Here is a 23658-nt window from a genome sequence, read left to right on the forward strand (position 1 = left end):
TGACTGGTTCTCAATTCCCCTCTTTCGCCGAGCTGTTCCGTGGAAAACCCCATTTCGGAAGCAGTGCGATACGCAAGACATTAAGTGCTGGTGTCCGGGCGTGCCGAGCCGCTTCGAGGTCGGCCGGCGCCAACACGGTGAACGGCGTCTGACGTCATCAACGGCGCCAACACAGTGAACGGCGTCTGACGCCGGATCCGCCGGAGCCGAGAACGACCGTGTGGGCCTTGGTGCCGTCCGGCATAGGGGCCCACGCGCATGTTTCCTCGCGCCCACCTCACCAGCAGGAGGGCAGCAGCATCTCCCACCCGTCGCATGCGGGCATCATGGGCATCTCCGCCGGGGTGGCGTACTTCATCATGGCCGCGTAATGGCCCTCTTCGATCTCTTCCGTGGTCATCGTGCTGACATCCGGCAGCTGTTCACCATTCCCTTCCAGAATCTCCTTCCACATGGCGATTTTCTTCGCACGTGTGTATTTCTTCTCCTCCTGGACCATCACGCCATTGCCGCTGTCCGTCGCGCCGTAGGCCACCGTGGTGCCGGATATGGCGATCAGCGCGACTGCGCCGAGTGTGAAAATCCTGAGCCCTCGCGACCGGCGTGATGGTCCGGCTGCCTTCTTCCGTCCTGGCAACGTGCTTCCTCACTTTCGCGGATTCCCCACCCGGATCTCGATCTCGGTGGGTGTGGCCCCGCGTGGCCCCGTGCGGCAGCACGCTGTGGGCTGGGGCGGCGGCTACAGCCCGGGGCCGTTGTACGCGCCGCGGTGCGGCTTCGTGGTCGCGGACACGGGATTCGCCCAGTAGTCGCGGCCGCCGTTGCCGCTGATCACGGATCCGTTGTTCAGGGCGGGGGAGGTGGACCGCAGCTTGTAGCCGTCGACCGAGTGGATCGTGTCGCCGCCGGTGCCGGGGCTCACGAAGTGCGGGTCGCCCACGATGCCGTTGGCGGTCGGCCGCGGCACGCCCTGGAAGACGTTCCACAGCCACTGGATGCCCGGGCCCGTGGGCAGCCGGGAGTCGCTGGTACCCACCCAGATGTTGTTCTCGACCACGCTCTCCTCGGGGAGCGTGATGCTGAACTTCCTGTCCGTGCAGTAGACGACGTTGTTGTACATGTGCAGCGCGGACCGGCCGGCGGTGACGCTGCTCATGCGGCAGTCGTTCTCGGAGATGTTGTAGCGGATGACCTGCTTGGCGCCGCCGATCGTGCCGCACCCGTCGCAGTCGAGGAAGAAGCCGCCGATGTTGTCGCGGCTGAAGTTGTACTGGATGGTGCAGGTGCCGGTGTTGCCCCAGTCGCAGTCGAACGCCTGGCTGTCGGCCACGGACATGCGCGTGATGCCGTACACGGCGTTCTTCTGGATGGTCGGGTTGTGGTCGCCGAGCACCCAGATGCCGGCGAAGTTGCCGCCGGAGAACGGATACACGCCGTTGCCGACGCCGGAGGCGTTGTTGTACTGGATCATCGGCGCGTCGGCGTAGCTGGCGATGATGCCGTCGCCGCCGACGTCCTTGATGACGTTGTGCTCGATCAGGACCCCGGAGCCCTTGACCGCCATGGCCCCGACACGGATCTTGAGGCCGCCGCCGCCCGTGTTGCTGATCTGGTTGTGGTGGACGTGGACGTCGTTGAGCGTCGAGTTGGTGCCGCTCGCCCCGGTGACGATGCCGGCGGACTGCACGAAGTCCTCGGTGGTCGGGCTGGTCTTGTTCGTCTGACCGGCGACGCGGTCGACGACGAGATGGCCGATGTCGAACCCGCGGTGCGCCGTGCCGTCGGTGGCGGAGATCCGCAGTCCGGTGCGGCGGGCGAGGGAGGAGGCGGGGTTCGTCAGCTTGAGGTTGCTGATCCGCCAGTGGTCCTGATTGGTCAGGGAGACGGCGTCGGCGGCCCCGTTGCCGTCGATCACGGGCAGCGCGCCGGTGCCGTAGCTGGTGAGGGAGATGGGGGCGGAAGCCGTGCCGCTGCCCTTGGGGGCGAGGGAGCCGGTGCAGGTGGTGCCGGACGCGAAGGCGAGGGTGTCACCCGGGGCGTACGTCTTTCCGTTGGCCTGGCCGATGCTGTTGAACGGTGAGGTCTGGCTGCCGTCGCCGGCGGCCGGGCGGGAGCAGTCCACGTACGTGGTGCTCCCCGCGGCCGAGGCGGGCGTGTCGGTGAGGGCGACGGCGCCGGTGAGCGCGAGGGCGGCGGCGACGAGCCCGCGGCCCATCGCCCGCCGCCCTCCGCATGCTCCGATGGTCATGACGCAACACCTTTCTGGCGGTCTGGTGCCGCCAGAAGCTAGGTGCGGTCGGTGATCGAGTCAATGCGCTTTTGTCGATTGATCGAATTTCGATCAGAGGGTGGGTGATTGGTCGGATTCCTGCGGGGATCCGTTCCGACGGAACAGGGCCGTCCAGAGGAAGGACTTGCCGAAGTGCGCGGACTCCGGGGACTGTTCGCGCATCCGGCGCAGCTCTACCTCCTCCAGGTCGGAGAAGACCCAGCGCAACTCCTCGGGCGTGTACGCGAGTCCGCCCTCGAGGCGGGCCCGCCCGTAGAACTCGGCGTCCGGCAGCTCCGACCCCATCCCGCCGCCGGCGAAGCAGGTGAGGAAGAGATGCCCGCCGGGCGCGAGGACGCGGTCGAGCAGGGCGAGGTAGCTGACGCGGCGGTGCGGCGGAAGGTGGTGGAACATGCCGGAGTCGAGGACCAGGTCGTACGGTCCGGTCAGTTCGGCCGTGAACGCGTCCCCACAGATGAACCGGACGTCCACGCCCGCCTCCCGGGCGCGCTCCTCGCCCCACGCGACGGCGGTCGGCGACAGATCGACGGCGTCGACCCGGAACCCGGCGGCGGCGAGCCGGACCGCGTTCCGCCCCGGCCCGCACCCCAGATCGAGGACCCGCCCGCGCGCCGGGACGAGCCCCCGGTCGAGATACGAGACCAGGCTCTCGTCCGGCTTCGAGACGAAGAACGGCACGGACTTGTCACGGTCGGCGTAGAAGCCGTCCCACCAGTCGGCCCCCTTGACGGTCCATCGATCGGCCTCGGGCGCGAACAGGCCGTCCAGGAGTGCGAGTACGTCGTCGACGCTGCGGATGTTCCGGTGCATCAGATCCCCTTCCCTCGGGGACCACGCTATGCCGGATGGAGATGAAATCCCAGGTCAGGCGGGTATATAGAGGTTGCGGGCGGCCATGTGCGGGCCGCTCACCACTCTTCGGACCCGGCCTGTCCGCCTGCCCCCGCGCCGCCGCCCGGCACCCCGTGAAGGGCCGTGACGGGGCCATTGCGGGCCGACCCGGAGCAGGTTTTCGCGGCGATTTTCCTTCGGCTCAGCGGGCGGCGTACGCGACGAACTCGCTCGACCGACGGCTGCGCGGTTCGGGCGACGCGTCACGCACGGGCCGCCCGGTCTGTCAGCGCTCCGACAGCGGTGACGGCGCCTCCTGCACGCACCACGTGTTGCCGTCCGGGTCCTTGAAGAACATGAACGCGTTCCACACGTCGCCCGGGCCGTCCTCCCAGCCCGTCGCGCCCACGTGCTGGATCGGCGTCACCGGCACCCCGCGCGACATGAGCTCCGAGTGCGCCTTCGCGATGTCCGTCACGCACAGCTGGAGCGCGTGCAGGGAGCCGGGGGCCATCTCGGGCTGGTCCGGGTGGCGCGGCATTCCGGTCATCAGCGCGATGGAACAGCGCGAGCCGGGCGGCGTGAGCTGGACGATGCGCATGCCCGGGGCGACCTCGTCGTCCAGGTCGACCTTGAACCCCAGGGCCTCCCCGTAGAACGTCTTCGCGCGGTCCAGGTCCGTGACGGGGACCGTGACGACTTCGAGGGTCATTTCCATGGCGGGTCCTTACGTTGTCGGAGGAGCGAGGAGCGAAGCCGGGAAGCGGATCAGCCGGTGAAACTCCAGCGGGTCTGGCCGTACGGCTCTCCCCTGTGGAAACCGAACGCCTTCCGCGGCGCCACCCGGAATACCAAAGCCTCGCCGGCCGTGTGCGCGAACACGCCGTCGCGGACCTCGAAAGTCCAGTTCTCGCCGTACTTCTCGGTCCACAGCCGCGCCAGCGTGCGCAGCGTCGCCTCGTCCGTTACCCGGACCGCCTCGCCCTCCACCACCACGTCGTCGCCCTCGCTCAGCGAGTTCGTCGACCCGGTCGTGAGGACCACGTGCGGGTTGGCGCGCAGGTTCAGTGCCTTCTGCTCCCCGGGGCCCGTGCAGAAGTGCAGGGCGTCGTCGTGCCACACGGCGATCAGCGGCGTGACATGCGGGCGGCCGTCGGCACGTACGGTCGTCAGCCAGAAGACCTCGGCCGCCGCGATCCGGGCCGCTGCCTCGGGCCAGGACGCGGCGACCGCCTTCGGGTCGCTGAAGCGGGGATCGAGCTGTGCAACGGGGTCGGCCACGGACATCGCTCTGTCCTCTCACGTCGTGTGCCTTCGAAAGGCTGCACAGAGACATACCCGGCGCGGCGCCCGTACTCATCGCTCGCCCCGGAACGAGCTCCGGGCTCGCTCAGCCCACCGGCTGCCACGCCTCCGGCGCCCCGGGACCGGACCAGTACAGCCGCCCGTCCTGGCCGATCGCGCCCACGCCGGTCTCCGTGCCCGACGGAGCCCCCACGAACAGCGGTCCGCCCGCCCGCCACCGCGGCGTACCGGCCGACCGGCCCGCCGTGCCCGTGCCGCCCGGCGCCGGCAGGTAGGTGCCCGGTACGCCTGTCCGGGAGCGGACCGCCAGCAGCGCGTGACCGGGGCCGGACGCGCTGACCGGGCCGAAGCCCGCGACGCCGCCGAGCTCGGTCACGGGCGACGCCAGGGGGCCCGAGAAGTGGACCGTGCGGACCGCGCCGGACGCGGGCCTGCGGAACCAGAGCCGTACGCCGTCGCCCTCCGGCGCCGCGCTCAGCGTGAGCGTCGTCGGCGGCAGGCCCGTCGGGGTGGGACCGCTCAGCGGGGCGCCCGGCCTCGCCTGCGTCCAGGACCGGACCGACAGCGGGGTGCTGACGAAGACGTGCTGGCGACCGCTCGCGTCGGACGCCACGGCCGGATCGCCGTGCAGGTTCTCGCCGCCGCGCTCGCGCCACGCCGTCCAGGAGCCGTCGAGGCGCTGGGAGACCGAGCTGAGCGAGTAGTGGCCGTTGCGCAGGTAGACCGTGATCCGGCCCGCCTTGTCGACCGTCGCCGCGGGGGCCGAGATGTCGGAGAGACCGGACGCGTCGTCCTTCTCGGGCGTGCCGAGCGAATGCCACCGCCCGAAGGCGCCGCCCGGCGTGCGCTGCACCGCCGTCACCACCTCGCGGCGGTAGTCGGCGGGCCCCGCGCCCAGGGTCGTACGGGTCGCGAAGACCGCGATCCGGCCGTCCGCGAGCCGCACCGACGTCACCCCGCTGTCGAGCCCGGTACCGGGCAGCAGCTCGGGACCGGTCCAGGCGCCCCGCGCGCCGCGGTGCCAGACCGCGAGGCGCGTGTCGAGGACCGAGAAGGCCCACAGCTCACCGCCGCGTCCGGGCTGCACCCAGGATGTCGACTCGCCCCGGGTGTAGCGGACGGACTGCGTCCAGCCGTGGCCGCCGGGACGCGCCGCCACCTTGCGGTCGCCGCAGCCCGCCTCGGCGCCGCAGTAGTTCCGGTCGTCCGTCCACGCGTACGTGTGCATCGTGCGCAGCTTGGCCGCCGCCGTTTCCGGGTCGAGCGTGCGCGGCAGGCCGCTGGTGAAGTAGCCGAGGTAGTTCTGGACACTGAACGCCGGGTGGCCGGACGTCGCCGCGTACCGCGCGAGCGCCGCCTGCGCGAACCGCGCCCCGAAGAGGTGGTCCTGGTGGTCGGTGGGCCGGTCCGTGCCGGCGACCAGGCCCGGCGTCGGGTCCTGCATCCGTACGTGCGTGGGCGCGAACCGCTGCAGCAGCCCCGCGACCGTCTCGACGACCTGCGCCTTGCTGTACGCGAAGTCCCGCTTCACCGGGGAGGCCGACGCCAGCTGCGAGGGCAGCTCGGAGACCCGGCCGTCCCACAGACCGTGCAGGCTGACGGGCCGGTCGCCCGCGATGGAGCCCGCCTCGCGCAGCTGGACCCACACCAGGGACAGCTCCGGACGGGCCACGAGCACGTCCAGCTCGGCGGTGCCGCCGCCGGCCGTCGGTATCGCGGTGCGCCGCCACGGGCTCGTCCGGTCGCCGGTCGCCATCTCCGCGTACGCGGCGCGTATGCCGTTCTGCCGGGCCTCCGCGTACCGGGCCTTGTCGGCGGCGGGTCTGACCGAGGGGGCGAGCGGGCCGGTGCGGGCCGCGTTGACGCCGTCGGACTCGCCCGCCGTGAGGTAGACGGAGGTCAGCCGGGAGCGGGAGTCGACCGACTGGCGGGTGTCGGGGTTCATGAAGAACAGGTCGTCGTCCGGGTGCGCGACGATCTGCACCACGGAGGTGGGGGCGGGCTCCGCGGGGGCCGGGCTCTCCTGGACGGCCGCCGGCCGGGCCGTCTGCATTTTCGGCGGGTTGTGCGTCGCGCCCGAGCCGGCGGCACCGGCGCCGTAGAACCAGCCGGCCACGGCGACCGGGGCGATCAGCAGGGCCGCCGTCGGGCCTCGGCGGGCGAGCAGGGTGAAGCGGCGGCGGGGCCCGGACGAGCGCATTGCGGTGGTGCCTTCGGTGTTCAGGGTTTCCAGCGGACGAGGTTCCGGCCGGCGCGCGTCGTGTGCGGCCCGTCGCATACGGGCACGAAGATCGGCACCGGCCTGCTGTGAAGACGGAAATACCGAGCATGCGGTTCATCGCGGGCGTTGTGCGCCGAACATGGCGAATCTCACGCGCCTCGTACGTCACGTCCGGCACGTACCGCGCGCGCTCCGCGGGGCCGGGGCCGGGCGGTGGGGACTAGGCTCGATGCGGCACGCTGATCAGGGCGAGGACGGGAGACCGGGATGACGGCGCCGGGGCGCAGAAGCAGCACCTTCACGCGACTCCTTCGGCACGGATTCACCGACCCCTCCGCCGCCGAGCGGCTGCTCGACCTCCCCGACATGGCCCCGGTCCGTGCCGACCCCGTGCTGCTCGACGCGTTCGCCGCCGCCGCCGACCCCGACCTCGCCCTGCGCGGCCTGGTGCGCGTGGTGGAGGCCCACGAGGACGGCGAACGCCGCCGCTTCCTCGACACCCTCGCCACCGCCAAGCCCCTCCGCGACCGGCTGCTCGGCGTCCTCGGCGCCTCCGAGGCGCTCGGTGACCACCTGGCCCGCCACCCGCGCGACTGGCAGGCGCTGTTCACGTACGAGTCCGCCGACCTGCACCCGGGCGTGGCCGAGTTCGAGGCCGGGCTCGCCGGGGCGGACGACCCCGTGTCGCTGCGCGTCGCCTACCGCCGCTGCCTGCTCGCCATAGCGGCCCGCGACGTCTGCGGCACCACCGACGTCGCCGAGGCCGCCGCCGAACTCGCCGACCTCGCCACCGCGACCCTGCGCGCCGCGCTCGCCATCGCCCGCGCCGCCGCACCCGACGACGCCGCCGCCTGCCGCCTCGCCGTCATCGCCATGGGCAAGTGCGGCGGCCACGAGCTGAACTACGTCTCCGACGTCGACGTGATCTTCGTCGGCGAACCGGCGAACGGCACCGACGAGAGCAAGGCCCTCCAGGCCGCCACCCGCCTCGCCTCGCACCTGATGCGCATCTGCTCCGAGACCACCGTCGAGGGCACCATCTGGCCCGTCGACGCCAACCTGCGCCCCGAGGGACGCAACGGCCCGCTGGTGCGCACCCTGTCCAGCCACCTCGCCTACTACCAGCGCTGGGCCAAGACCTGGGAGTTCCAGGCGCTGCTCAAGGCGCGGCCGGTCGCCGGGGACCTGGCACTCGGCGAGGAGTACATCGACGCCGTCTCCCCGCTCGTCTGGCAGGCCGCCGAACGCGAGAACTTCGTCGCCGACGTGCAGAAGATGCGCCGCCGCGTCGTCGACAACATCCCCGCCGCCGAGATCGAGCGCGAGCTCAAGCTCGGACCCGGCGGGCTGCGCGACGTCGAGTTCGCCGTCCAGCTGCTGCAGCTCGTCCACGGCCGCAGCGACGCCTCCCTGCACAGCGGCAAGACCCTCGAGGCGCTCCAGGCGCTCGCCGCCGGCGGGTACGTCGGCCGGGCCGACGCCGCCCAGCTCGACGACGCGTACCGCTTCCTGCGCGCCATGGAGCACCGCATCCAGCTCTACCGGCTGCGGCGCACCCACCTCGTGCCCGAGCAGGAGGCCGACCTGCGCCGCCTCGGCCGCTCCCTGGGGCTGCGCACCGACCCGGTCGCCGACCTCAACCGGGAGTGGAAGCGGCACGCCTCGGTGGTACGCCGGCTCCACGAGAAGCTGTTCTACCGGCCGCTGCTCGACGCCGTCGCCCAGCTCGCGCCCGGCGAGATCCGGCTCAGCCCCAAGGCCGCCGGACAGCGCCTCGAAGCCCTCGGCTACGCCGACCCCGTCGCCGCCCTGCGCCACCTGGAGGCGCTGTCGTCGGGGGTGTCCCGCAAGGCCGCCATCCAGCGCACGCTGCTGCCGGTGCTGCTCGGCTGGTTCGCCGACTCCGCCGACCCCGACGCGGGCCTCCTCGGCTTCCGCAAGGTCTCGGACGCACTCGGCAAGACGCCCTGGTACCTGCGGCTGCTGCGCGACGAGGGCGCCGCCGCCGAGAACCTGGCCCGGGTGCTGTCCGCCGGCCGGCTCGCCCCTGACCTGCTGCTGCGCGCCCCCGAGGCCGTCGCGATCCTCGGCGACCCCGAGGGCCTCCGGCCCCGCGGACGCGACCACCTCGAACAGGAGGTGCTCGCCGCCGTCGGGCGCGCCGACAGCGCCGAGGCCGCCGTCGCCGCGGCCCGCGGCGTGCGCCGCCGCGAGCTGTTCCGTACGGTCGCCGCTGACCTCGTCGCCTCGTACGGCACCGAGGACAGCCCCGCCGAGGCGGACCCCGGAGCCCTCGTCGACCGGGCCGGCACGGCGGTCACCGACCTCACCGCGGCGACGATCGCGGGCGCGCTCAGGGCCGCCGTGCGCGACCAGTGGGGCGACTCGCTGCCCACCCGGTTCGCGGTCATCGGCATGGGCCGCTTCGGCGGCGGCGAGCTGGGCTACGGCTCCGACGCCGACGTCCTGTTCGTTCACGAGCCGCGCGACGGCGTGGACGAACAGGAGGCGGCGCGCGCCGCGAACACGGTCGTCGCCGAGATGCGGCGGCTGCTCCAGTTGCCCACCGCCGACCCGCCCCTGCTGATCGACGCCGACCTGCGGCCGGAGGGCAAGAGCGGACCCATGGTGCGCACGCTCGCCTCCTACGAGGCGTACTACCGCCGCTGGGGCCTCGTGTGGGAGAGCCAGGCCCTGCTGCGCGCGCGTCCCATGGCCGGCGACGCCGAACTGGGCGCCCGGTTCGTCGAACTGGCCGACCCGCTGCGGTACCCGGAGAACGGACTCGGCGAGGACGCCGTACGGGAGATCCGCCGGCTCAAGGCGCGCATGGAGTCCGAACGCCTGCCGCGCGGCGCCGACCCGACGCTCCACGCCAAGCTGGGCCGCGGCGGTCTGAGCGACGTCGAGTGGACGGTCCAGCTGCTCCAGATGCGCCACGGCAGCAAGGTGCCGGGCCTGCGCACCACCCGTACCCGCGAGGCCCTGGCGGCGGCGCGGCAAGCCGGTCTGATCTCCGCCGAGGACGCCGCGACGCTCGACGAGGCATGGGTGCTCGCCACGCGGGTGCGCAACGGCGTGATGGTGGTGCGGGGCCGGGCGGGCGACACGTTCCCGTCGGACGGCCGGGAGCTGGCGGCGGTGGGCCGTTATCTCGGCTACGGGCCGGGCCACGTGGGCGACATGCTGGACGACTACCGCAGGGTGACGCGGCGGGCGCGAGGCGTGGTGGAGGAGCTGTTCTACGGCGCGTAGCGCGCGCCGGGCCTAGGCGCGCGTCGGCAGCAGGCGCCGGAAGCGCTGGGGCCGGTTCGGGTCCTCAAGCACCAGCCGGGGCAACCGGTGCGGCAGTGCCCGGTACCACGCGTACGACACCCCGAAGCCGAACGCCAGGCAGATCATGCCGCCCACCGCGTCCAGCCAGAAGTGGTTCGCCGTCGCCACGATGACGACCAGTGTCAGCGTCGGGTACAGCACGCCGAGGATCCTCGCCCACGGTGCCGTCGCCAGCGCGCAGATGACGAGGCCGCACCAGAGCGACCAGCCGATGTGCATCGAGGGCATGGCCGCGTACTGGTTCGACATGTTCTTGAAGTTGCCCGAGGCCATCGAACCCCAGGTCTCGTGGACGAGAACGGTGTCGATGAAGTGCTGCCCGTTCATCAACCGGGGCGGCGCGAGTGGATACAGGTAGTAACCGACCAGTGCCACACCGGTGGTGGAGAAGAGGACGAGGCGGGTGGCGGCGTAACGGCCGGGGTGTCCGCGGTAGAGCCACACCAGCACACCGATGGTCACCACGAAGTGCAGTGTCGCGTAGTAGTAATTCATGGACACGATCAGCCATGTCACCGAATTCACGGCGTGGTTGACCGACTGCTCCACCGCTATGCCGAGGGTCTTCTCGGCCTCCCAGATCCAGTCCGCGTTGCGCAGGGCCTGGGTCCGCTGCTCCGGTACCGCGTTGCGGATGAGCGAGTACGTCCAGTAACTCACCGCGATCAGCAGGATTTCGAACCAGATGCGGGGGCGGCGCGGCGACCGGGGAGCGCGCCGGACTTGTCCGGTGTGGACCGATTCGGCGGTGGTCTCGTCGTCCACCATGGGTGACGGGGTCGCCGTCCGGCTGTCGAGAGTCTTCACGGTCGCTTCACCCATGGGTCGAGAGTCTGCCAGATACACGGCCCAGACTGATCATCCCTCGGACGGGTTCGCGCCGCACGCGGTACACCTTAAGGACGAGCGGTCCGTCAGGGCGAGAGTCGGGGTGCCCCGAATGCGATGCGGGCGGCCGGCAGGTGCTTCTCCAGCAGCAGCACCCCGTACAGGCTTCCGTCCGCCGCCCGCTTCGCGGGCTCCTCGCCGACCACGGTGCAGCCCGCGTCCGGCCCCGGATCTCTCACGCCCAGGCCAGCCGCGCTCTCTGCGCCCAGTAGGCTTCGGCGGGCTCGGCCAGCCCGGCCAGTCGTTCGAGCTGATCGGGATTGAGGTGTAGGCAGGCCGCCGTGAGATTGCTGGTGAGTTGATCGACCGTGGCCGCTCCGGAGAGAACGATGTCCGCCCAGGGCCACGCTGCGACCGCCGCCAGTGCCAGGGCGTCGCACGACGCGCCGGCCTCCCGTGCGATCTCGCGCAGGGCGGCGGTGTCCGGGCCCGTGGCGTGGCGATCGGCCAGCCTGCCGTTGGCCATGGCCTCTTTGACGATCACTGTGCGGCCGGTGTCGTGCGCCTCGGCGAGCGCTGGGCCCGCTGACGGTTCCATGAGGTTGTACGTGGCCTGCACACTGCCGAACAGCGCCTCGCCCGCCACCGTGATCTCGAGCGCCGCGCGGATGGCTTCCGCCTGGGCCGGTCCGCTGGTGGACAGCCCGATCGTCACGCCCTCGGCGGCGAGCGCCGCCAGCCGCTCGTGCAGCGCCGGATCGGTCAGCGCCGGGCTGTCGGAGGTGACGGAGTGGATCTGGTAGAGGTTGAGCCGGGTGCCCAGCAGCGCGCGTGTCTCCGCGAGTTGCCGGTCGTACGTGAGCGCGCTGTGGTCCTTGACCTCGTGCACGTCGGCGTCGGTGTGCCAGTCGGCGGTATAGGTGTATCCCCACTTGCTGCCGATCACCACATCCTGCGTGTCGTGCCGCCCCTCCAGCCAGGTGGCGAGGAACTCCTCGGCCCGGCCGTAGGAGCGGGCGACGTCGAAGTACCGCACGCCCCGGGCGTAGGCCGCGTCCAGCAGCCGGTGGGCATGGGCGCGCAGCACGGTGGCCGAGCGGTCGGCGGGCAGGTCCGCGTCCCGACCCAGATTGATGTAACCGGGACGGCCGACGGCGGCCAGGCCCAGGCCGAAGCGCGCGATCGGCGAGCCAATGGGGCGTTCAAGGTGCATACGGGGTGTCCTCCGGGATCCGTTCCTCGCGACCTGCCGCTGTCCGTCGGACGAGACGGTGATCGCGTCCCGGCCCGCGGTCTGCTCCGTGAGGGTCGCGACAGCGCTTACGCCCTGCCGGCCGAGCGTGCGCCACCCTGACGTCGTGCCCGGTACGCACGTTTGGTCAGCGTGCTCTCGTCGGGTTGCTCGGTCGTGTCGTAGTTGCGCCAGCCGGTGAGGCGTCCTTCCGAGTTGTACCTGGCTGACAGCCCGGGAGGATCCATGTGATCTCCGTGTTCCCGGACCAACTTCTGGGGCAGTAGGACCACTGCTGTGATGCCGCGGGGGGATGGCCTGCGGAGCTGGACGCAGATGCCGTGGCGGCCGGAGAGCTGGCCCACGACGAACATACCCATGCGCCGCGCAACCGAGACGTCGACGACTGGCGGGTTCAGGAGCCTGTCGTTGGCCTCCTCAAGGTCCTTTGTGGTCATGCCGATGCCGCTGTCCTGGATGTCGATTCTCGCGCCGCCGCCGGACAGTAGCCGGCTCGTGACGAGCACCTTCGTGTCCGGTGAGGAGAAAGTGGTCGCGTTCTCCAGCAGCTCCGCGATGAGGTGAACGATGTCGTTCACCGCCCGGCCGTCGACGTCCGCGGTTACCAGTCCGCGTAGCTGCACACGTTGGTACTGCTCGATCTCACTGGTGGCGGCCCGGAGGACGTCCACGAGCCGGACCGGGGCGCTCCAGCGGCGGCCCGCCTTCTCGCCCGCGAGGACGAGCAGATTCTCCCCATTGCGACGCATGCGGGTGGCCAGGTGGTCGAGCTTGAAGAGGCTGGCGAGCAGGTCGGGGTCCTGCTCGCCGTTCTCCAGATGGTCGATCAGCTCCAGCTGCCGTTCCACGAGGATCTGGCTGCGCTGCGAGAGGTTGACGAACGTCGCGTTGATGCGGTCTCGCAGCTGCGCTTGCTCGAACGCCAGCCGTACGGAGTCGCGATGGACGTCGTCGAACGCGTGGGCGACACGGCCCGTCTCGTCGGTCGAGTTGATGCCCGTGGGCTCGAACTCGGTGGTCTCCAGTTGTGCGTTGCTGGAGCCCCGCAACTGCCGGACCACCTCGGGCAGGCGGCGTTCCGTGATATCGAGCGCGGAGTCGCGCAGGGTGTGCAGCGAGCCAACAATCGACTGCATGACGACGTGCGTCACACCGAACGTGAGCAGGAGGATCAACAGCACGACGAGCGAGGTGATGAACACTGACCGCTCGGCCTGGTGCTGCTCGCGCGAGCTCTCGTCCTCGACCGATCCGACGAGCCGCTTCTCGACGAGACGCATCATCTCGAGCTTGCTCGTCATGGTGTCGAACCACTCGCCGGCGTCGAGGCGGAGGCGGCTGGTGCCCTGCCGGGCGAGCACCTGTTTCTGGAGCACCTCAGCCTTGTTGACGTCCCTTCCGGTGACGGTGCGCTCGTAGAACTGACGCTGGGCCGGCGGCGCACTGGAGCGGAACTCGTCGGTCAACGCCTGTTGCTGCCGGTCGGCGAGCGTCATGCCCTGGGCTTCGTTCGAAGTGAAGTATCCCTGGGCCAGCACCCCACCGAGCAGTGCGCGTTGCCGTGAGGCTGCCTCCGTGGCCTGTGCGAAGGTCTCGAGCGCACCGGCCCTCGTGGCGAGTGTCTGGTGGGCGATGTCCGGCGTGAGAACGTCAAGGGCGTCGGTGAGCCCGGCGATCAGTGCCGTGTATGCGTTGACCACGGACAGGAAGCGCATTTTCGAGTGGGCTACCGTGTGGCGCAGTGACGCCACCTCCCCGCCAAAGGCGTCGAGCACCGCGAGGCGGGTGGCCAGGACGGGGTTCGTCCCGCGGTGGACATGGGCGGCCTCTGCACGGACCTGGGCGAGCGCCGCGTCGACCTGGGAGCGCTGTGCGTCCAGCCGGCTCGTGTCGCCCGTAGGCCCGGCCGCAACGTGGAGCGCGGTGAGATCGCGTTCGTCCTCGAGCTCCTCCAAGAGCCCCGTGCCCTTGTCGACGAGACGGACGAGCTGACGGATGTTGTCGATGTCCTGGGCGTTCTGCACGGCCGAGCCGATCCGCAGACCGCCGAGTACGAGCGCGGTGATGAACGGGACGAGCACCACAGCCAGCAGCTGGGTGCGCACACTCCAGTTACTCGGGGGGAACACCTTCCGGTTGCTGCCCCGGTACGGGCGACGCCCTCCCCCTGAAGGCGCGGGGCCCGGATCGGAATGGCCCTGCTCGGTACCGCCGGGCTCGGTACTGCCGTTGTCGGAACCGTTGCTGCTCGTCCGGGGCGTCTGCACCGGTTCCGTGCCGCAGCGATGCACCGCGGGTTGTGTCCGCACTTGCCTTCGCACCTTCTCCCCGCCATTGAACGTGCGCGATTCAGGGGCCGCGTGCACGTGTCGCGGACGCTCCACTCATCGCGCGAGTGCGCGTGTCGTGATGTCGCTGCATGAGGCCATGGCCCCATGCGTCCCCTGGCAGGTCCCTGGGGCAGTGAACTACGCGTCGGTCTCGGAGCTGTTCAGGATCGCAACCACTTCGTCGGCAGAGGTCGCTGTGGCGAATGGCTCGGTACCGGTGCCCGGCCGTGCGTCGTCTGTGCCCTCTGCGACGCCGCGACGGCCGTGCCGGGAGCAGCCACCTCGGTGCCGGCCCACCGGCTGGGTACCACCCTCATGACGCCGCCCCTGAGTCTGGCCGCTCGCTCTTCCGCTCGCCCGCCGAGCTGACGGTCGCGAGGGCAGTCAGAATGAGCACGGTCGACGCCGCGCCGGGGTCCTCGTGACCGATGGTGCGGGCGCCGAGATAGCTCGCGCGGCCCTTCCGGGCCTGCATGCCGACGGTCTGCTTCAGGCCCCGCACGGCGGCGTCGGACGCCGCTTGGGCGGCGTTGGCCAGGTCGCCGCCGGTGTCGATGACGGCCTGGTAGGCGGTCACAGCCGGGCTGAGGGCGTCAATCATCGTCTTGTCACCCTCGAGCGCCGCGCCGATCCGCTGGATGCCGGTGAGGGCGGCCGTCAACGCCGCCCCGAGTTGTGCCGCGGACACGTCGGGATCCTCGCCGAGGGTCCGGGCGGCCTGCCGGAACCCGGTGCCGTACAGCGGCCCCGAGGCGCCGCCGGTCTTGCTGATCAGTGCCCGGCCGACGGTGGCGAGCACCGCACCGGGGGTGGACGGGTTGGTTTCGTCCAGCATTGCCACCGCCGCCTGCAGGCCACGGCGCATGTTGATGCCGTGGTCGGCGTCGCCGACAGCGGAGTCGAGGCGGGTCAGATGATCGGTGTTGTCGACCACCAATCGGGCCGCCTCATGGATCCAGGCCCGGAACATGCTCGCGTCCATCGTCGTCCTTCTCCCTCGTGGTGTCCGTCGCGGTGTCCGAGGCCGTTCAGCGTCCCCAGCGCAGCGCGGGGGTCTCGACGGGGGCATCCCACAGATAGGTGAGCTGCGGCGTGAGAGGGCACACCGTGATCGTGCAACCAGCCATGTCAAGGCTGGTGATGTAATTGCCGACCAGGTTGCGGGTGATCCACACGCCATGGCCGGCGAGCCACTCGGCAACCGCGGCATACACCACGTACAGCTCAAGAAGCGGGGTGCCACCCAGGCCGTTGACCATCACGAGCACGTCGCCCGACAGCGGCATGTCGGCGTGGATGGCGTCCAACGCGACACCGACGATCTCCCTGGCGGAGACGAGCCTGCCACGGGCGCGACCGGGCTCGCCGTGGATGCCGACGCCCAGCTCGATCTCGTCCTCGCCCAGCTCGAAACCGGGTTTGCCCGCCGCGGGCACCGTGCACGGCGTGAGCGCCACCCCGAACGAACGGGACCGGTCGTTGATCTCCCGGCCCAAAGCCGCAGCCGAGGCCAGGTTCGCGCCAAGCTCGGCAGCCGCACCGACGATCTTCTCCACGAACACGGTCGCCCCGGTACCCCGTCGGCCGGCCGTCCACGTACTGTTCTCCACGGCGACATCGTCATTGACCACGATGCCCTCCACCCGCACGCCGTCGTCGGCGGCCAAGTCGGCGGCCATCTGGAAGTTCAGCACGTCGCCGGTGTAGTTCTTCACGATGTGCAGCACCCCCACCCTGCCGTCGACGGCCCGCGTGGCAGCGAGGATCTGGTCCGGCACAGGAGAGGTGAACACCTCACCGGGACAGGCCGCATCCAGCATCCCGTACCCGACGAACCCGCCGTGCAGCGGCTCGTGACCGGAACCGCCGCCTGACACCAGGCCGACCTTCCCAGGGGTCGGCCCGCCCGCGCGGATGATGTAGCGGTCGAACGTGTCGACCGTCAGCGACGGGTGCGCGGCGGCCACGCCGACGAGAGCATCGGCAAGCACCTCATCGGGCGAGTTGATGAGCTTCTTCACGGTTCAGGCCCCTTCACGACTGGACAGGAACATCAGCAGAAAGCCGTCAATGGTCTGGATCTGTGGGATTTGTGAGGACGCAACGTTCACCTACACACAAGTCCTCTGTGGGGCGGTCCGGTCGAACCTGCCCGCGCTCGAGCAATCGCGCCATGTGCGCGGCTCGGGTCAGGGCAGCGACGGGAGGCAGCACTGCTCGACGAGTCGCCAGACGTCCTCGGGGGTTTCGCGGGTGAGGGCGATGGCGGCCAGGGAGGCGCAGGTGTCGTGGCGGAGCCGGCGGATGCGGGCGCGGACCTCGTCGAGGGCGGCGGGCGCGACGGAGAGGATGTCGCAGCCGAGGCCGATGAGGAGGGGGGTGACGAGGGGGTGTGCGGCGGCGTCGCCACAGACGGAGACCTGGCGGTGGTGGCGGTGTGCCGCGGTGACGACTTGGGCGATGGCGCTGAGGACGGCGGGGTGCGCGGCCATGGCCGGGGTGGCGGCGGGGTCGCGCCGGTCCAGGCCCAGAATCTGGCAGGTGAGGTCGTTGCTGCCGATGGAGAGGAAGGCGGCTTCGCGGGCGAGGTCGTCGGCCGCGGCGACGGCCTCGGGGAGTTCCACCATGATGCCCAGGGGCGGCGTCGGGACACCGGCTTCGGCGGCTGCTGCCTGGAGAAGGCGTCGGCAGGCATGCAGTTCGTCGATGCCGGCGACCATGGGGATCATGATGCGCAGGTCCGTGTCGGCTCCCGCGCCGAGCAGGCTGCGGAACTGGTCGGCGAAAGCATCGGGTTGGGCGAGCATGAGGGGCAGGCCGCGGCCGATCCGCGCGCCCTGGAGGCGGGACAGGAACGGCGGCAGTTTGTCGTCGGCGAAGTCGAGGGTGCGGACTGTGACGGGCTGTCCGGCGAGCGCCCGCAGGATGGGGACGAGGACGGCGGCGTGCTGGTTCCGGGTGGGCCAGGCGGGATGGTTGAGGAAGGGCAACTCGGTGCGGAGCAGGCCTATGCCGTCGGCGCCCGCGGTCAGTGCTGCGCGGGCTTCGGCCGGGGTGGCCACGTTGGCCCGCAGAACCATGGGGTGGTGGTCGAGTGTCCGGGCGGGTAGGTGGCGCTCCTCGGCGAGTGCGAGCCTGCGCGTTCGGGCGGTCTCCATGGCGTGCAGGGCCCTGGTGCGTTCGTCGTCGTCGGGGTGGACGACCGCGCTGGCCCGGTCGGTGTCGAGCAGGATCTCCTGACCGTCCGGCAGCTCGAGCAATTGGCGGTCGACTGCCAACAGGAAGGGGATGCCCAGGGATCGGGCGACGATGGCGGCGTGGGAATTCGGGCCGCCGGTCACGGAGATGGCGGCTGTCACTGTACGGCCGGGTTCCAGCAGGTCGGCGGCGCCGATCTCGTGGGCGACGAGGACGAGGGGTTGGTCGGAGGCGGGGCCGATGTCGCCGTGCAGGTGGGCCAGTACACGGCGGCCGACCTGGCGGACGTCGGCGGCGCGTTCGGCGAGGGTGGGGTCGTCCAGGGCGGCGATGGTCCCGGCGTAGGTGTCGACGGCCTGACGGACGGCGACGGGTACCGGCAGCCCCTGGTGCGCTCGCTTGACCGTCTGTTCGCGCAGGTCGTTGTCCTGGGCGATGTAGCCGTTGACCTCCATGATGTCTGCCTGTTCGTCCTTGCCCTGTGCGCGCAGCGAGGCGGAGAGATCGAGCAGGCGGGCGGCGACGGCGTCGAAGGCTTCGGTGATCTGGCCCGCAGCGTCGCCACTGGTGCGGTGGGGAAGCGCGGTGCGGGTGAGCGGGCGGTCGGTGCGATGGAAGAAACCCAGGGCGACACCGTCTGAGGCAGCCTGACCGGTGTAGGCGCGGCGGGTCATCGGGCCTCCACCGTCTCGGCGAGGGTGCGGAAGATCAGGGCCGTGGAGGTGGCGCCGGGGTCCTGATGGCCGATGCTGCGGGCGCCGAGGTAGGAGGCACGGCCCTTGCGGGCCTGCATCGGGGTGGTCGCGCGCATGCCCTCCTCGGCAGCGTCGGCGGCGGCCAGGGCCGCGGCGGCGAAGTCGGCTCCGGCGCCGGCGTGCTGCCGGAAGGCGGCCAGCGCGGGAGCGTAGGCGTCGATCATGGTCTTGTCGCCGGGTGCGGCCGCGCCGAGCTTCTGGACACTCTCCAGGCCGGCGGCGAGGGCGGCGGCGAACTGTTCCGTGTCGGCGGTGGCTGCGTCAAGGGCCTTGCCCATGGCGCGGAAGGCGCTGCCGTAGAGGGGGCCCGAGGCGCCTCCGACGCTGGAGATCAGGGTGGTGCCCGTCTTGAACAGCACGGCACCCACGGTCTCCGGCTCGAAGTCGGCGAGTACGGCGGTGGCGGCGGAGAAACCGCGGTGCATGTTGATGCCGTGGTCGGCGTCGCCGATGGCTGAGTCGAGCTGGGTGAGGTGGTCCTTGTGCTTGTCCACGGCGGCGGCGGTGGCCCGCACCCAGGTGCGGGCGAGGTCGATGTCCACGGAGTCTCCGTTCATGGTTGGTGCATGGCTGGCTGGCGGTTGGGTGAGCCGGGGGCGGGGGCGGATGCGCGGGGGGTGCGGTCCGGGCGAGCCGGCGCGGGAGGGCTCCGGCCCGGTCCTCGCGTATCGCGCGGCCCCGCCCCCGGCTCGGTTCAGGCGCCCCAGCGCAGGGCTGGGGTGTTCACGGGTGCGTCCCACAGGGACAGCATGTCGGTATCGGCCTTGCAGACGGTGAGGGAAACACCCGCCATGTCCAGGCTGGTCACGTAGTTCCCGACGAGGTTGCGGGCTATGACGACGCCCTTGTCCGCGAGTGCGGCGGCGACCTCGTTGAAGACCACATACAACTCGATGAGCGGTGTGCCGCCCAGGCCGTTGACCATGACGATGGTCTTGTCGCCGACGCCGAGCGGCTGGTCGGCGAGGATGGCGTCCAGGGCGTTGGCCACGATCTCCTTGGCCGGGTGGAGCTTCTCGCGCCGACGGCCGGGTTCGCCGTGGATGCCGACGCCGACCTCGATCTCGTCCTCGGGCAGGTCGAAGCCGGGCTTGCCGGAAGCGGGAGTGGTACAGGCGGTCAGTGCCACGGCGAAGGACCGGGAAGCGGCGTTGACCCGCTTGCCCATCTCCGCGACGGCGGTCAGGTCGGCGCCCTGCTCGGCGAGGGCCCCGGCGATCTTCTCGACGAAGACGGTGGCCCCCGTGCCCCGGCGCCCCGCGGTCCAGGTCGAGTCCTGAACCGCCACATCGTCGTCGACCAGGACGGTGTCCACCGTGATGCCTTCCTCGGCGGCCAGCTCGGCGGCCATCTGGAAGTTGAGGACGTCACCGGTGTAGTTCTTCACAATGAACAGCACGCCCGCGCCGCCGTCGACGGCCTGGGCCGCGGCCAGCATCTGACCGGGGACGGGCGAGGTGAACACCTCCCCAGGACAGGCCGCGTCCAGCATGCCCCGTCCCACGAAGCCGCCGTGCAGCGGCTCGTGACCGGAACCGCCGCCGGAGACGAGGGCCACCTTGTCCGGTCTGGCGTCGCCGCCCCGGGTGATCACCTTGTTCTCCGCGTCGACCTTCAGTTCGGGGTGAGCGGCGGCGATCCCGGACAGGGCCTCGCCCAGGACCGCCTCGGGGGCGTTGATGAACTTCTTCATGACAGGGCTCCTTCGGCAGTGGCCGGTTTGCCCGCCTGGTTCGCGGCCGCGGCTGCGGCGGCTGCCTCGCGGTGGGCGTTGAGAGCGGTGTAGAGGAGGCCGGCGGCGATGGCGCCGATGACCTCGGCGGCCAGGTAGACCGGCAGCTGGTCCCAGTGGACCGTGCCCCCGAACAGCTCGCCCGTGATCATGGGGCCGAGTGTCCTGGCGGGGTTGATGGACGCCGCGGTGGCCGGCGCCACCGGAATGATGATCGCGAAGACGCCGAGGCCGATGGCCAGGCCCGCGAAGCCGCCGGGCGCGCGCCGGTCGATGGCGCCGAACACGATGAACGCGAGGAGGAACGTGCCGACCGCTTCGGCGAAGAAGGCCTGCCCGGCGCCGACACCGGTGCCGTAGGCGGCGATACCGAGGCCGACGTCGACCGCCTTCTTCCCCAGGACCCCCACGATCGCGAGCGCTCCCAGCACCGCCCCGGCCACCTGGGCCGCGATGTAGCCGGGGACGTCCCGCCAGGGCATCTTCTTCGTGGCGGCCAGGGCCAAGGTGATGGCCGGGTTGATCTGGCAGCCGGAGATATGGCCGATCGCGTAGACCATCGCGATGACCGCTGTGGCGAACGCGAGCGAGATCATTCCCAGCTGCGCCATGGTGAAGGGGGCATCGCCGCCGACGATGAGCGTCGCGGGGACCGATCCGACGCCGATGAACACCAGCACGGCGGTGCCCAGCATCTCGGCGAGAAGTTTCTGTGGGTAGGTGTTTTCTTCCATTGATGGCGCCCAGGCCGAGCTGCGGCTTGGGCGTCTCACCTCCTCCGCGTGGAGCGGGCTGTGAAGGGAGGGGGCCGCCAGGTGGTCAGGGTCGGGCAACCTGGCGGCCGGCTCAGGGGAACCGGATAACCTGCAGAATCCGGCAAGGCGTTCACTATTGATGAACGTTGTTCCGGAAGTTAAGCCCGCGTTTCACACCTGTCAAGGGGTTCGGCGACTATCGGGGCACTGTCGACACGGGAAAGGCCCCACGGCGGCGTGCCGTGGGGCCTGGGAAGGGCAGGGAGGGCGAATGCGGCCGCTGCTGCCGGGCTGGGAGTGGGTGCGGAGCGAGCAGGTCAGGTGCTTGTGACGCGGGCGGCCCCGCGGGGGGCGCCCAGGTCGCGGGAGAGGTTGCGGGCGGTCTCCCGGACTGCGACGGCCAGCTCCTGACGTGCCGATTCGGCCAGTAGGCGCTCGACGGGGCCGACAATGCCGATGGCGCCGACCACCTCGCCGGAACGGTCGAAGACAGGGGATGCGATGCCCGCGTCCCCGATGGCGGACTCCTGATCCTCGATCGCGTACCCCGTCCGGAGGATCTCCGTCAGTTGACCGGCCAGCTCCTCCGGGTCGGTGATACTGGCGCCGGTGAGCACCGCCGGCTCGCCCGCGAGCAGCCGCTCCCGCTCGGAGGTCGGGGCGAAGGCCACGATGGCCTTGCCCAGAGCGCACGTGCCCCACGGGATGCTGGCGCCCACCTCAAGGATCTGCACCGCTCCCTCGGGCCGGAAGGCATGGTGCACCACCAGGACGTGGTCGCCGGTGAGCGCGGCCACCCACACCGCCTCGTTCGCCCGGGTGGCCAGCTGGTCCGCCCAGGTCAGCGAGCGGGTCCGCAGCTCCTGGGTGTCCAGGTAGGCGTTGCCCAGCTGCACCAGGTCCGGGCCGAGCTGGTACTTCGAGCTGTCACGGTCCTGCACCACGAGCCCCTCGCCCTCCAGCGTGCGCAGCAGCGCATGCACGGTCGGCTTGGCCACGCCCAAGCGGTCGGCCAGTTCGGTCACACCCAGCCGGGGCCCAGTGGACGCGAGCTCCCGCAAGATCTGCACCGCCCGATGCACCGCTTGCACCATCGAAGAATGCTCCTTGTTCAGTATTGATGAACAGTGTTCTGAGATATAGCGTGGTTGTTCATGAGCAACCTTGTCGGCATCGTACTCGTGTCCCACAGCGCCGAGCTCGCCGCGGGCCTTCGCCTGCTGGTAGAGCAGATCGGCTCCGACACCGTCCCCCTCGCCACCGCCGGAGGAACCGACGACGGCCGGATCGGCACCAGCTACAACCTCGTCCTCGCCGCCGTCCAGCACGCCGACCGCGGAGCCGGCGTCGTCGTCCTTCCCGACCTCGGCAGCTCCGTCCTGACCGCCCGCACCGTCCTGGAAGACCATCCCCGCACCGACGTCACCCTCGTCGACGCGCCCTTCGTCGAAGGAGCCGTCGCCGCCGTCGTCACCGCCGCATCCGGCGCCGACCTGAAGACCGTCGTCACCGCCGCCAAGGAGGCCCGCAATGTCCTCAAGCTCTGAGACCACCACCACGACCACGGCGAGTCACGAAATCGCCGTTGTGCTGCCCGCCAACCTGCACGCCCGCCCAGCAGGCCAACTCGCCCGCGCCGCAGCCGGATTCACCAGTGCCATAGAGCTGGAGCACAGTGGCCGGACCGTCAACCCGACTGGCGTCCTCGCCGTGATGGGGCTGGGCGCCACCGCCGGCAGCACCGTGACCGTCCGCGCCGAAGGCCCCGACGCAGAACAGGCGGTCACGGCACTGACCGACATCCTGGCCGCCGCCGAATAACCCGGCGTCCGGCCACCGCACCGAACGAGCCGCCGATTCCGCCATGAGGATCCGAGACGAGTGGAGGTGGCCGAGGATGACCACCCCGGCCATGCCCACGTCCGACACCGACGTGGACCCGCCCCCGCGGACCGAGCATGTTTGCCCGCTGCCGCATATCCCCGAGGCCGTCTCCGCCGCGCGCTGCCGCGCACGCACGGTGCCTCGGCGGACCACGGCACGGGCAAGACGGACGGCTCCTTGCGCCCGGCTTCGGCCCCGGTCAGCCCCTGCCCCGGTGGGGGCGCTGGGCGGGCACCTGCGCCAGCGCGGGCGCGAGTGTCATCAGGCGGCCGACGAGGTCGCCGAACGGGCCCTCGACAGGCTCGTCCGCGAGCATGGCCACCAGGATCCGCGCCATCTCCTCGTCGTACGCCGCGCTCACCGCGGTCAGCGCCGCGAAGTCGTGCACGAGCTGGAGCTCCAGTTCGGCGCGCGGGATGCTGCGGCCGTCCAGCCACAGCAGCGCGGTCGACTCGGCGAGCGAGACCCAGGAGCGGACGACCAGTTCCAGCCGCGGCGACGGCGTCCCGATCCCCAGGTGCGCGAGGATCTGGTCGAACGCGGCCTGCCGCACCTCGTCGATCATCGCGTTGGTCGTGGACGAGCCGACGGCGGGGCCGCCGCGCATCAACGCCGAGAAGCCCGGGCCGTGTTCGTCGACGAAGTCGAAGAAGCGGCCCATCACCCGCAGCAGCCGCGCCCCCAGCGGGCCGTCGTGCGGCTCCTCGAACCGCCGGGCCAGCTCGTCGGCCGCCCGGCGCAACGCCGCCTCGTACAGGCTCTGCTTGCCGGGGAAGTAGTGATAGACGAGCGGCCGCGAGATGCCCGCGGCCGCAGCGATCTCGTCGATGGAGACGTCGTCGGGGGAGCGGTGGCTGAACAGCTCCAGCGCCACACCGATCAGCTGCTGCCTGCGCTCCTCGACGCCCATCCTGCGCCGCACCCCGGTCGTCATGCCGACA

21 protein-coding genes are annotated in these 23658 nt (G+C 71.0%); 3 read left to right on the forward strand and 18 right to left on the reverse strand.

Annotated features, from left to right (window positions below; genetic code table 11):
• Positions 1 to 277 precede the first annotated feature (277 nt).
• From QFZ82_RS28225 to QFZ82_RS28250, 6 genes are all read right to left on the reverse strand, one after another.
• On the reverse strand, positions 278 to 637 hold the full coding sequence (locus QFZ82_RS28225; RefSeq protein WP_307715821.1) for a hypothetical protein: 360 nt from the start codon (positions 635 to 637) through the stop codon (positions 278 to 280).
• A 102-nt stretch (positions 638 to 739) separates the two neighbouring features.
• Positions 740 to 2248, reverse strand: a complete 1509-nt coding sequence (locus QFZ82_RS28230) for a right-handed parallel beta-helix repeat-containing protein (protein WP_307715822.1) — start codon at positions 2246 to 2248, stop codon at positions 740 to 742.
• Between the two features lie 93 nt (positions 2249 to 2341).
• The gene (locus QFZ82_RS28235; RefSeq protein WP_307715823.1) at positions 2342 to 3100 is read right to left on the reverse strand and encodes a cyclopropane-fatty-acyl-phospholipid synthase family protein; all 759 of its coding nucleotides are present in this window, start codon (positions 3098 to 3100) and stop codon (positions 2342 to 2344) included.
• Positions 3101 to 3407: 307 nt separating this feature from the next.
• Positions 3408 to 3839, reverse strand: coding sequence for a VOC family protein (locus QFZ82_RS28240; RefSeq protein ID WP_307715824.1), 432 nt, complete (start codon positions 3837 to 3839; stop codon positions 3408 to 3410).
• Between the two features lie 50 nt (positions 3840 to 3889).
• Complete coding sequence (locus QFZ82_RS28245) at positions 3890 to 4408, reverse strand: pyridoxamine 5'-phosphate oxidase family protein (RefSeq protein ID WP_307715825.1); 519 nt, start codon at positions 4406 to 4408, stop codon at positions 3890 to 3892.
• Positions 4409 to 4511: 103 nt separating this feature from the next.
• Complete coding sequence (locus tag QFZ82_RS28250; RefSeq protein ID WP_307715826.1) at positions 4512 to 6626, reverse strand: PIG-L family deacetylase; 2115 nt, start codon at positions 6624 to 6626, stop codon at positions 4512 to 4514.
• A gap of 288 nt (positions 6627 to 6914) precedes the next feature.
• Between QFZ82_RS28250 and QFZ82_RS28255 the strand changes: the two genes are divergently transcribed.
• Positions 6915 to 9902 carry a bifunctional [glutamine synthetase] adenylyltransferase/[glutamine synthetase]-adenylyl-L-tyrosine phosphorylase gene (locus tag QFZ82_RS28255; RefSeq protein WP_307715827.1) on the forward strand — a complete coding sequence of 996 codons (2988 nt, stop codon included), beginning with the start codon at positions 6915 to 6917 and terminating at the stop codon, positions 9900 to 9902.
• Between the two features lie 12 nt (positions 9903 to 9914).
• Here the strand turns inward: QFZ82_RS28255 and QFZ82_RS28260 are convergent, their stop codons facing one another.
• The 11 genes from QFZ82_RS28260 to QFZ82_RS28310 all read right to left on the reverse strand — a co-directional run bounded on the left by QFZ82_RS28260 (position 9915) and on the right by QFZ82_RS28310 (position 21927).
• The gene (locus QFZ82_RS28260; RefSeq protein ID WP_307715828.1) at positions 9915 to 10805 is read right to left on the reverse strand and encodes a phosphatase PAP2 family protein; all 891 of its coding nucleotides are present in this window, start codon (positions 10803 to 10805) and stop codon (positions 9915 to 9917) included.
• A 92-nt stretch (positions 10806 to 10897) separates the two neighbouring features.
• The gene (locus QFZ82_RS28265) at positions 10898 to 11050 is read right to left on the reverse strand and encodes a hypothetical protein (protein ID WP_307715829.1); all 153 of its coding nucleotides are present in this window, start codon (positions 11048 to 11050) and stop codon (positions 10898 to 10900) included.
• On the reverse strand, positions 11047 to 12024 hold the full coding sequence (locus tag QFZ82_RS28270; RefSeq protein WP_307715830.1) for an aldo/keto reductase: 978 nt from the start codon (positions 12022 to 12024) through the stop codon (positions 11047 to 11049). The genes QFZ82_RS28265 and QFZ82_RS28270 overlap by 4 nt, the downstream gene beginning before the upstream one ends.
• A gap of 107 nt (positions 12025 to 12131) precedes the next feature.
• Complete coding sequence (locus QFZ82_RS28275; protein ID WP_307715831.1) at positions 12132 to 14192, reverse strand: nitrate- and nitrite sensing domain-containing protein; 2061 nt, start codon at positions 14190 to 14192, stop codon at positions 12132 to 12134.
• Between the two features lie 514 nt (positions 14193 to 14706).
• Positions 14707 to 15375, reverse strand: coding sequence for a dihydroxyacetone kinase subunit DhaL (dhaL, locus tag QFZ82_RS28280; protein ID WP_307715832.1), 669 nt, complete (start codon positions 15373 to 15375; stop codon positions 14707 to 14709).
• A 46-nt stretch (positions 15376 to 15421) separates the two neighbouring features.
• Positions 15422 to 16414 carry a dihydroxyacetone kinase subunit DhaK gene (dhaK, locus tag QFZ82_RS28285; protein ID WP_307715833.1) on the reverse strand — a complete coding sequence of 331 codons (993 nt, stop codon included), beginning with the start codon at positions 16412 to 16414 and terminating at the stop codon, positions 15422 to 15424.
• A gap of 168 nt (positions 16415 to 16582) precedes the next feature.
• Complete coding sequence (locus tag QFZ82_RS28290) at positions 16583 to 18265, reverse strand: phosphoenolpyruvate--protein phosphotransferase (protein WP_307715834.1); 1683 nt, start codon at positions 18263 to 18265, stop codon at positions 16583 to 16585.
• The gene (gene dhaL / locus QFZ82_RS28295) at positions 18262 to 18903 is read right to left on the reverse strand and encodes a dihydroxyacetone kinase subunit DhaL (protein ID WP_307715835.1); all 642 of its coding nucleotides are present in this window, start codon (positions 18901 to 18903) and stop codon (positions 18262 to 18264) included. The genes QFZ82_RS28290 and dhaL (QFZ82_RS28295) overlap by 4 nt, the downstream gene beginning before the upstream one ends.
• A gap of 137 nt (positions 18904 to 19040) precedes the next feature.
• Positions 19041 to 20039: a dihydroxyacetone kinase subunit DhaK gene (gene dhaK / locus QFZ82_RS28300; protein ID WP_307715836.1), complete on the reverse strand. Its 999-nt coding sequence runs from the start codon at positions 20037 to 20039 to the stop codon at positions 19041 to 19043.
• Positions 20036 to 20812 carry an MIP/aquaporin family protein gene (locus QFZ82_RS28305; RefSeq protein WP_307715837.1) on the reverse strand — a complete coding sequence of 259 codons (777 nt, stop codon included), beginning with the start codon at positions 20810 to 20812 and terminating at the stop codon, positions 20036 to 20038. The genes dhaK (QFZ82_RS28300) and QFZ82_RS28305 overlap by 4 nt, the downstream gene beginning before the upstream one ends.
• A gap of 338 nt (positions 20813 to 21150) precedes the next feature.
• Positions 21151 to 21927, reverse strand: a complete 777-nt coding sequence (locus tag QFZ82_RS28310) for an IclR family transcriptional regulator (RefSeq protein ID WP_307715838.1) — start codon at positions 21925 to 21927, stop codon at positions 21151 to 21153.
• A 60-nt stretch (positions 21928 to 21987) separates the two neighbouring features.
• On the opposite strand from QFZ82_RS28310, the gene dhaM reads away from it, so the two are divergent.
• Both dhaM and QFZ82_RS28320 read left to right on the forward strand, forming a co-directional pair.
• Positions 21988 to 22380, forward strand: coding sequence for a dihydroxyacetone kinase phosphoryl donor subunit DhaM (gene dhaM, locus QFZ82_RS28315; RefSeq protein WP_307715839.1), 393 nt, complete (start codon positions 21988 to 21990; stop codon positions 22378 to 22380).
• Positions 22364 to 22654: an HPr family phosphocarrier protein gene (locus QFZ82_RS28320; RefSeq protein WP_307715840.1), complete on the forward strand. Its 291-nt coding sequence runs from the start codon at positions 22364 to 22366 to the stop codon at positions 22652 to 22654. Before dhaM ends, QFZ82_RS28320 begins: the two co-directional genes overlap by 17 nt.
• Before the next feature lie 262 nt (positions 22655 to 22916).
• Here the strand turns inward: QFZ82_RS28320 and QFZ82_RS28325 are convergent, their stop codons facing one another.
• Complete coding sequence (locus QFZ82_RS28325; RefSeq protein ID WP_307715841.1) at positions 22917 to 23651, reverse strand: TetR/AcrR family transcriptional regulator; 735 nt, start codon at positions 23649 to 23651, stop codon at positions 22917 to 22919.
• Positions 23652 to 23658: the final 7 nt, after the last annotated feature.

Source organism: Streptomyces sp. V4I23 (assembly GCF_030817975.1).
Taxonomy (GTDB): Bacteria; Actinomycetota; Actinomycetes; order Streptomycetales; family Streptomycetaceae; genus Streptomyces.

What these genes read in the sequence shown, in the direction of transcription:
- QFZ82_RS28235 (WP_307715823.1), bottom strand. Translation starts at nt 3,100, where the DNA reads ATGCACCGGAACATCCGCAGCGTCGACGACGTACTCGCACTCCTGGAC.
- QFZ82_RS28325 (WP_307715841.1), bottom strand. Translation starts at nt 23,651, where the DNA reads ATGACGACCGGGGTGCGGCGCAGGATGGGCGTCGAGGAGCGCAGGCAG.
- QFZ82_RS28270 (WP_307715830.1), bottom strand. Translation starts at nt 12,024, where the DNA reads ATGCACCTTGAACGCCCCATTGGCTCGCCGATCGCGCGCTTCGGCCTG.
- QFZ82_RS28245 (WP_307715825.1), bottom strand. Translation starts at nt 4,408, where the DNA reads ATGTCCGTGGCCGACCCCGTTGCACAGCTCGATCCCCGCTTCAGCGAC.
- QFZ82_RS28305 (WP_307715837.1), bottom strand. Translation starts at nt 20,812, where the DNA reads ATGGAAGAAAACACCTACCCACAGAAACTTCTCGCCGAGATGCTGGGC.
- QFZ82_RS28240 (WP_307715824.1), bottom strand. Translation starts at nt 3,839, where the DNA reads ATGGAAATGACCCTCGAAGTCGTCACGGTCCCCGTCACGGACCTGGAC.
- dhaL (WP_307715832.1), bottom strand. Translation starts at nt 15,375, where the DNA reads ATGGACGCGAGCATGTTCCGGGCCTGGATCCATGAGGCGGCCCGATTG.
- QFZ82_RS28320 (WP_307715840.1), top strand. Translation starts at nt 22,364, where the DNA reads ATGTCCTCAAGCTCTGAGACCACCACCACGACCACGGCGAGTCACGAA.
- dhaK (WP_307715836.1), bottom strand. Translation starts at nt 20,039, where the DNA reads ATGAAGAAGTTCATCAACGCCCCCGAGGCGGTCCTGGGCGAGGCCCTG.
- QFZ82_RS28290 (WP_307715834.1), bottom strand. Translation starts at nt 18,265, where the DNA reads ATGACCCGCCGCGCCTACACCGGTCAGGCTGCCTCAGACGGTGTCGCC.
- QFZ82_RS28250 (WP_307715826.1), bottom strand. Translation starts at nt 6,626, where the DNA reads ATGCGCTCGTCCGGGCCCCGCCGCCGCTTCACCCTGCTCGCCCGCCGA.
- dhaL (WP_307715835.1), bottom strand. Translation starts at nt 18,903, where the DNA reads ATGAACGGAGACTCCGTGGACATCGACCTCGCCCGCACCTGGGTGCGG.
- QFZ82_RS28255 (WP_307715827.1), top strand. Translation starts at nt 6,915, where the DNA reads ATGACGGCGCCGGGGCGCAGAAGCAGCACCTTCACGCGACTCCTTCGG.
- QFZ82_RS28310 (WP_307715838.1), bottom strand. Translation starts at nt 21,927, where the DNA reads ATGGTGCAAGCGGTGCATCGGGCGGTGCAGATCTTGCGGGAGCTCGCG.
- QFZ82_RS28230 (WP_307715822.1), bottom strand. Translation starts at nt 2,248, where the DNA reads ATGACCATCGGAGCATGCGGAGGGCGGCGGGCGATGGGCCGCGGGCTC.
- QFZ82_RS28260 (WP_307715828.1), bottom strand. Translation starts at nt 10,805, where the DNA reads ATGGGTGAAGCGACCGTGAAGACTCTCGACAGCCGGACGGCGACCCCG.
- dhaM (WP_307715839.1), top strand. Translation starts at nt 21,988, where the DNA reads ATGAGCAACCTTGTCGGCATCGTACTCGTGTCCCACAGCGCCGAGCTC.